Here is a 6503-nt window from a genome sequence, read left to right on the forward strand (position 1 = left end):
CCGGGTTACCCTGCGCCGTCGGGCGCTGTTGCGAGCCTGCAGGCGTGACCGGCTTGAAACGCACGATCGGTTGCCGCGGCGGGCGGGAAGTGCGCCGGAATACGGACGCCGGCGCGGCCCGGCCGGCCCCAGGCGGCCCTTGCGGAGCGCAGGCGGGAAAGCGGAGATGACGATGACGGCAAGCAGGAAGCGCGACTACAGCCTGGTCGGTGAAAGCACCAAGCGCGCCATTGAGACCGGATTGGCTTCGGCCGAATGGTATCACACCGATGTCCCGCGCAAGGCGATCAAGGAGTTGATGCAACGCTCCGACGGGCCGGCGATCCGCGACACGATCATCTGGGTCGCCGCGATCCTGGTGTCGGCCGCCGGCATCGTATGGTTCTGGGCCACGTGGTGGGTGGTGCCGTTCCTGTTCGTCTATGGCGTGCTTTACGGCTCGTCCAGCGACTCGCGCTGGCACGAATGCGGCCACGGTACCGCGTTCCGGACGCGCTGGATGAACGATGTCGTCTACCAGATCTCAAGCTTCATGCTGATGCGCAACCCCGTGCAATGGCGCTGGAGCCATGCCCGCCATCACACCGATACCATCATCGTCGGCCGCGATGCCGAAATCGCCGTCATGCGCCCCCCAGATCTGCTGCGGGCGGCGCTCGCCTTCACCGGTATTCTCGATTTCCGCTATTCGCTGCTGGCGCTGGTGCGCCAGGCGTTCGGCAAGCTGTCCGATGAAGAGAAGAGCTATATCCCCGAGATGGAGCAGCACAAGGCGGTGATCGCTGCGCGCTGGCATGTCGCCATCTATGCGGCGACAGTCGGGCTGGCGCTGTTCACGTGGTCGCTGCTGCCGCTGGTGCTGATCGGCCTGCCGCGCCTCTATGGCAGCTGGCACATGGTGCTGACAGGGTTGCTGCAGCATATCGGCCTGGCCGACAACGTGGTCGACCATCGGCTGAACACCCGCACCGTCTACATGAACCCGGTCAGCCGCTTCATCTACTGGAACATGAATTATCACGTCGAACACCACATGTTCCCGATGGTGCCCTATCATGCGCTGCCGAGGCTGCACGAGCTGATCAAGCACGACCTGCCGGTAGCGAACCCGTCGATGTGGCATGCCTATCGCGAGGTCTGGCCGGTGCTGCTGAAGCAGCTGCGGTACGAGGATTTTTATCTCAAGCGCGAATTGCCGCCGACAGCCAGACCCTATCGCGGCGAATTTCACCAGGTGGATATGTCGGCGGCGGCTGAATAGCCATAGCGGATGGTGCGGGAGCCGGAGATGGCCGACTGGATTGAAGCGTGCGCGGTCGATGACATCGAGGAAGAGGATGTCATCTGCTTCGATCCTCGCGGTTTGCCGCTCGCCCGATGACGAGCTCTTCGCCACCGACGGATATTGGACCCATGAGAAGGCGCATCTAGCCGAAGGGCTGGTGATCGACGACGTCATCGAATGCCTTGAAGCACATTGGCCGCTCTGCGACCGGCCAGGTCAAGGGCGCGCCGGTCTGCGTCAAGCTCGCGATCTATCCGATGAGAATCGAGGCCGGCAAGGTGATGATCCAGATCTGACGCGTGGTAACCGGTCCAGCACCGCGTTTAGCAAACTCAGAGTGACGTTTTCCTGAGCCGAAAGAGACAGACCGTCGCCGACGGGCGCGCCATGGAGGGTAAGCGCCAGCTGACCATGCTGCGCGTGCTGGTCATGGACGTGGCCGAGGGCCGCCGACCGGGCTGAGGTCGATCGTCTCGATGCCGCCGGAGTTGTGCTGAACCCTAGATCGCGATGCGGCCCCCAGCCTGTTCACCGTGCCGGGCTAGAATTTCTTCGAGATCGGCACCGCCGACTGTTTTCTAAGTTGGGCTTTCCGGCTCCACAAGACGGGCACCGACGCCGTCATTGCAGCGCCGGCTATGCCACGGTCACCGTGCCCAGACATATGTGCTTGGCCCTTTGACCCTGATCGACGAGGTCCTGATTCACTGCTGCTTCTGCTGATCAGCTTTGAGGTGCTGATTGTGCGGTTTGATCTGGCAGCGTTGATACTGGGCGCTACCGCGATCGAAGCGGAAGGACAGCGCCTACCGCAGCGGCAAAACGACCGCCTGAACAAGATCAGTGTGAGGGAAGGAGATGGGATTTATTGGTGCGCAGCGAGCGCGGCAAAGCTGCGCAGGTGATCGTGGCTGGAAAGCGTCGCTACAAAGGCTGTGCGTTGTCAGTTTGGAAGCCGACACGCGTCCGGCAGACGACGGTGATCTCGCTGGCTGACTGCGGCGCGGGATTATTATTGAACGACGGCAGGAAGTAGGCTCGGTGCCACGCCGTGCGTCCAGGACTCGGGTTGGAGTGGATTATGGTTCGGGGTGACCATAGCCGATCTGCGCAGCCTCGAACCTCCAGCGCTTGCCGCATGTTGGGCAGGGATACAATTTTCACTTTCACGCTCGACCTGCTCCGCGTGTGCGTCAGGATGATGCTACACTCAAATTCTCACCACGGCTCAAGGTTCTCCTCGGCAGCGAGGCTTCATGCCGTAAGCGAGCCGCCCCGGGAAACTGATTTCAATTCCTTCGCAGCCGCAACGAGGCGCGGTCATTCCCGGCGGCTTTGATGAGCTCCATCACCTGCTCAGGCGTGATGCCGTTCTGCTGGGCAAAATGGAAGAGTTCGTTGCGTTCGTTGGACGAGACCCGGTTCCTGTCGCGAAAATCACGCTCGGTTTTGTTGTCCGTCATCATCTTCTCCTTTCAACCTCAATTCGCCGGCCCGAACCGCCCGCTGGAGCAAAACCCGAGACCGCCCAACGCGGAGGCTGATCGAGCCTCGCTAGGGCTGCTGCGAGTAGACGAAAGCTCCAACTGGCGAAAGCTGGGGGAGCTTGTCCAACGCCGGGGTGGGCTCGGTGCACGCCGTGGCATCGCTTCGGCGACTTTAACCACCCGCCCAGAACACGGATGGGAGCAGCCTCGGAAAGATCCGCCCACCAGGCAATGAAGCTACGCGAACACCGAGTTCCTCGTCCTGTAGCATCAGCAGACGCTCGTGGATGTCTTACCCGGCATTCTCGCCGGAATGATCGAAGTGGATGGCGAGGCCAAAGGCGAGCGCTCGCTCGGCGATCATATTGACAAGATGGCTTTCGCCGATCGACAGCGCCGGAACGGCCTCTTTCAACGCCTCGAGAGCGTGCCGTATCGACAAAAGACCCCGCCGCTTGCGGCTGCTCACATATTGATCGATCAGGGATTCCAGTGGCATCTGCCTGCCTCCGCTTCGGACAGGATCTCGTAGCGTGGCTGCGGAGCAACAGCATTCACATTGGTTAAGAGATGGCGGCGAACGCCATCATGCATGCCGCCAAAAACAGACGGCGGTGGGGCTGGCTGATTTACCCCGGGTTGGAGCGCTACCCTCGGGTAAGCATGGCACGACCGTCGCGCCGGGTTCGGACATTTTCGGTGCTACTGCTCCGGTACCGCGGAGGTTTGTGGATGGTTGCGTGCCGCCTCGGCGATTTCCGGAATGAATTTCGTCGCGGTGCAGCTTCGGTTTACATTGGCGCGGGCGGTAAATACCTCTTGCCCGCAGACTTGCGAAGCGAGCGCGATCGGCACGTGCACCGCCAGTGGCAACTCGGTCTCAGCCACTCCCAGATGTCTTGCAACCTGTTGCTTCACCTCCGGCCGGCCGAGCGAGACGTCAACGCCGACATCATCCTTGGCGGTCGGCGACGATCCTTGCGCCGGCAGTCGACCCTGCTTGGCTGTTTGCGACGAGTCGCCGGATTGCTGCGCGGGCTGACTTGTCTGCGCAGATGCCTCGACGCCAAAGTCAGCGAGGCCGCCAGTCCCAAAAAAGCCCGGAGCCCCAAAGACGCAACCCGAAGTCCGAATGTGCTCATTGTCATGTTCCTCACCGTGCGGGGTTCAACCTGGCGCGCTCAGAGTTCGGTGTTGCTTCGGCCTCTTTCGAAGACAGGGATGTCTTCCTCCTCCTCATCATTGTCACCGGTTGGTATGTCCTCGGCGTAGCTGCGGGTCAGTTCCTCGGTTTCGCTTAAGCCGTCGATCGTCTCATTGGCGCGTGCCCCTTCATCATGACGACCGGTAATTTCGCTGCGGGGCCTTGCGCCGATCGGCTGGTCGACATCGTCGGCTCCCCCGAAACCTGGCTCCGCGCCGTGCCTGTCTTCGTGGCCCACGGGGCTGTCCAACACGGCGGCATCCTCCGGGCGAATGGGTTCATCATTGGCGAAGTCACTTCGTCTCGAATGCGAGGTCTCGTTTTGCTTTGGCATGTCAGGTCTCCTGTTCGTTTGGCAAATTCGACGACGCTGGTGCTTGCACGCCGGACTACCTGAGCGACGCACCCTTTAGAGCCTGCATCGACGACCGCTTGAAGGTTGCAGCGTCCCTGGGGGCGGAGGCAGTGCCAGAGGGTTGGCACAGACTCCACAGCGCCGCGAAGAACCAACGTCGTGGCCAGATCCACTCAGCCCTGAGAACCGCTCTTGCTCAGTTGCTGGGCATGTTTGAAATGCTGCCGGATGAGCCGGCGCGGTCTTTTTCGCATGGGCCGCCAGATGTTTTTCCTGACCGTTTTCCGCATAGGAGGTCATCAGCGTCAGGGCTTCCTGGTGCGCTGCAACCTGGGCGTCGACGTAGGCGTTATCGAACGCCCCGCTGCTGTCGTTGCTCAATGCTTCCAATTGGGCAGCATGCTTGCTTGTCATCTCCGGTGCCACTGCGACGTCGTCCTTCTTTGCCGCCGCAATGAGCCGCTTGGAAGAATTCGTGTGGTCCTTGATCATCATGCGAGCGAATTCCTTCACTCGTGATGTCTTCGATTTCCGCAGCGCCAACTCACTCGACTGGATCTCGAACATGTCTGAACTCGCAGCTGCTTTGACAAATTCCTGCGGGGACGTCGTCGCGGTCTGAGCCATTGCCCCCGGGCTGATGAGACCGATGGCGATCGCAGCCAAAAGCACTTTGACGAAATGCATGTTGTGCTCCCAACACGGCCGAGCTGCCGTTGTTCCCCTTTTTGTGACAATAAATACCGGGCGGCAGGCGTAGACCCCGAATGGCTCCTGCTCAGCGCTTTGATCATAGATCCGGCCGTATTGCAGGACCGGTGACTGCGCGGAGCTCAGCGCGGTTCTCCGACAAGGCACTATGATCGCAGAGCAGCCGACCGACTTCGTAAGCCCAGTGGATGCGCAGGAGTGCGCTGTTTGCCGACCCGTCGCCGTGGGTCACGCGTCGTGGCAGACCTGTCCGACAGGTCCATGAAAACTTCTGCAAAACTGCGATGATGATGGGCAAATAGGCCCAGCACCTAGCTTAGTATAATACGCGCCCGCTGGCCCGGCCGGCCGGCTTTTCGTTTGCCCTCGGAACCTGGTCAATTCGCACAGTTGCTCCCCTGCGATGGCGCGGGCCGCCTCGAATCTGAAATTCTGTCAATCGCCCGATGCGGCTGCTGCCCTCCCTGCCGCGAGCCGGAATGCATAACGATTGCGGATGTGGCTGTTAAAATAGACGCCCTTGGCAAAGGCAGCTTTGAACGCGGCAACGGCCTCAGCAGGTACGTCCAAAAACTCGTAATGCTTCCCGCTCGCTACAAACCAAACCGAGAGAACTCTGGTGTTCGGGTCATAGTCGAACTTGCGTATCGAAGTCGACGGCATGGTATGCCATCCAAACTCAGCCGGGTTGGATCGCCAGCTACAGGCTGAAACAGTATTCGAAGACGTGCCCGCGCTTCTCGTCGGCAACCCTGATCCAAATGGGTTCGCTGGTGCGCAGGGTGACGTCGCGCTCCGTCGCTTCCCGCGCCGCCCTGATCGGCGTTGTCGCGTGCACGATGTGGGTAGCCGTCACGGTATCGCCATCCATTTCCTCAACGTGGTATTTCGGCACTTGTGTTCCTAAGCGTCTAGTTCGAGAGGCTGATCGTGATCCGGATCGGCATGATAAGCGACCTGGCGAAAATCGCGCATATCGATCTGTTGCCCGCAAACAGGGCAAGGGAGGAAATGCGCGAGTTCGCTCGCGGGCGGGCCTTCATGTCGGTGCCCAATTATTGGTCTGCCGAGATCCGATAGCCTGGTCATTATTTCCGCAGAGCCTTCGCTTCTCGCTCCAGCGTTTCGCGTTGGTTGCCGTGCTTCGCGATCAATTCCTTGACCTGCTGCGGGGTGATCCCGGCCTTGGCTGCAAAATACTCGACTTCATAATCCTCATCGGCCGAGACCCGGTCCCGATCGCGAAAGTCCCGCTTGCTCTTGTCGTCGGCCATATCGATTCCTCCTTCGCTCATCCCGCAACGCCGAGTTGACGTGTTTGTTGCACCCAAGAGGCTGATTTCCGGTTTCGGAACTATTTTAGCTCAATCTTATTGAATCGCCGGAGGGCGGATCAGTGCATGCGTTTGAAGTTCATCGAGCCGTTGATGCCGACCCTTGTGGAGAACCCTCCCGAGGGTG

General features: G+C 60.5%; 10 protein-coding genes and 1 pseudogene. 3 read left to right on the top strand and 8 right to left on the bottom strand.

Annotated features, from left to right (window positions below; genetic code table 11):
* Nucleotides 1-166: 166 nt before the first annotated feature.
* The 3 genes and pseudogenes from NKI06_RS30535 (at nt 167) to NKI06_RS30545 (ending at nt 2321) form a co-directional block, all read left to right on the top strand.
* The gene (locus NKI06_RS30535; protein WP_352987910.1) at nt 167-1261 is read left to right on the top strand and encodes a fatty acid desaturase family protein; all 1095 of its coding nucleotides are present in this window, start codon (nt 167-169) and stop codon (nt 1259-1261) included.
* A gap of 27 nt (nt 1262-1288) precedes the next feature.
* Nucleotides 1289-1581, top strand: a pseudogene (locus NKI06_RS30540) (Rieske 2Fe-2S domain-containing protein).
* A gap of 572 nt (nt 1582-2153) precedes the next feature.
* Entirely contained in the window at nt 2154-2321 is a 168-nt protein-coding gene (locus tag NKI06_RS30545) for a hypothetical protein (protein ID WP_155927361.1), read from the top strand.
* A gap of 253 nt (nt 2322-2574) precedes the next feature.
* On the opposite strand, the gene NKI06_RS30550 is transcribed toward NKI06_RS30545, so the two are convergent.
* The 8 genes from NKI06_RS30550 to NKI06_RS30585 all read right to left on the bottom strand — a co-directional run bounded on the left by NKI06_RS30550 (nt 2575) and on the right by NKI06_RS30585 (nt 6316).
* Nucleotides 2575-2748: a DUF3606 domain-containing protein gene (locus NKI06_RS30550; RefSeq protein WP_023700486.1), complete on the bottom strand. Its 174-nt coding sequence runs from the start codon at nt 2746-2748 to the stop codon at nt 2575-2577.
* A 316-nt stretch (nt 2749-3064) separates the two neighbouring features.
* Nucleotides 3065-3271 (bottom strand): hypothetical protein, encoded by a 207-nt coding sequence (locus NKI06_RS30555; RefSeq protein ID WP_023673164.1) that lies wholly within the window; start codon nt 3269-3271, stop codon nt 3065-3067.
* Between the two features lie 203 nt (nt 3272-3474).
* The gene (locus NKI06_RS30560; protein WP_352987911.1) at nt 3475-3660 is read right to left on the bottom strand and encodes a hypothetical protein; all 186 of its coding nucleotides are present in this window, start codon (nt 3658-3660) and stop codon (nt 3475-3477) included.
* A gap of 293 nt (nt 3661-3953) precedes the next feature.
* Nucleotides 3954-4310 carry a hypothetical protein gene (locus NKI06_RS30565; protein WP_023673162.1) on the bottom strand — a complete coding sequence of 119 codons (357 nt, stop codon included), beginning with the start codon at nt 4308-4310 and terminating at the stop codon, nt 3954-3956.
* 75 nt (nt 4311-4385) lie between these two features.
* A complete protein-coding gene (locus NKI06_RS30570; protein WP_023673161.1) occupies nt 4386-5018 on the bottom strand; it encodes a DUF4142 domain-containing protein in 633 nt (210 codons plus the stop codon).
* A 459-nt stretch (nt 5019-5477) separates the two neighbouring features.
* Complete coding sequence (locus NKI06_RS30575; RefSeq protein WP_023673160.1) at nt 5478-5705, bottom strand: KTSC domain-containing protein; 228 nt, start codon at nt 5703-5705, stop codon at nt 5478-5480.
* Between the two features lie 37 nt (nt 5706-5742).
* The gene (locus NKI06_RS30580; RefSeq protein ID WP_023673158.1) at nt 5743-5937 is read right to left on the bottom strand and encodes a hypothetical protein; all 195 of its coding nucleotides are present in this window, start codon (nt 5935-5937) and stop codon (nt 5743-5745) included.
* Between the two features lie 193 nt (nt 5938-6130).
* Nucleotides 6131-6316: a DUF3606 domain-containing protein gene (locus NKI06_RS30585; RefSeq protein WP_023700484.1), complete on the bottom strand. Its 186-nt coding sequence runs from the start codon at nt 6314-6316 to the stop codon at nt 6131-6133.
* Nucleotides 6317-6503 lie beyond the last annotated feature (187 nt).

The sequence above is a fragment of the Mesorhizobium sp. M0772 genome, assembly GCF_040320135.1.
Lineage (GTDB): Bacteria > Pseudomonadota > Alphaproteobacteria > Rhizobiales > Rhizobiaceae > Mesorhizobium.

Excerpts from the sequence above, each read along its gene's own strand:
- NKI06_RS30535 (WP_352987910.1), top strand. The coding sequence starts at position 167 with ATGACGATGACGGCAAGCAGGAAGCGCGACTACAGCCTGGTCGGTGAA.
- NKI06_RS30550 (WP_023700486.1), bottom strand. The coding sequence starts at position 2,748 with ATGACGGACAACAAAACCGAGCGTGATTTTCGCGACAGGAACCGGGTC.
- NKI06_RS30555 (WP_023673164.1), bottom strand. The coding sequence starts at position 3,271 with ATGCCACTGGAATCCCTGATCGATCAATATGTGAGCAGCCGCAAGCGG.
- NKI06_RS30565 (WP_023673162.1), bottom strand. The coding sequence starts at position 4,310 with ATGCCAAAGCAAAACGAGACCTCGCATTCGAGACGAAGTGACTTCGCC.
- NKI06_RS30570 (WP_023673161.1), bottom strand. The coding sequence starts at position 5,018 with ATGCATTTCGTCAAAGTGCTTTTGGCTGCGATCGCCATCGGTCTCATC.
- NKI06_RS30575 (WP_023673160.1), bottom strand. The coding sequence starts at position 5,705 with ATGCCGTCGACTTCGATACGCAAGTTCGACTATGACCCGAACACCAGA.
- NKI06_RS30585 (WP_023700484.1), bottom strand. The coding sequence starts at position 6,316 with ATGGCCGACGACAAGAGCAAGCGGGACTTTCGCGATCGGGACCGGGTC.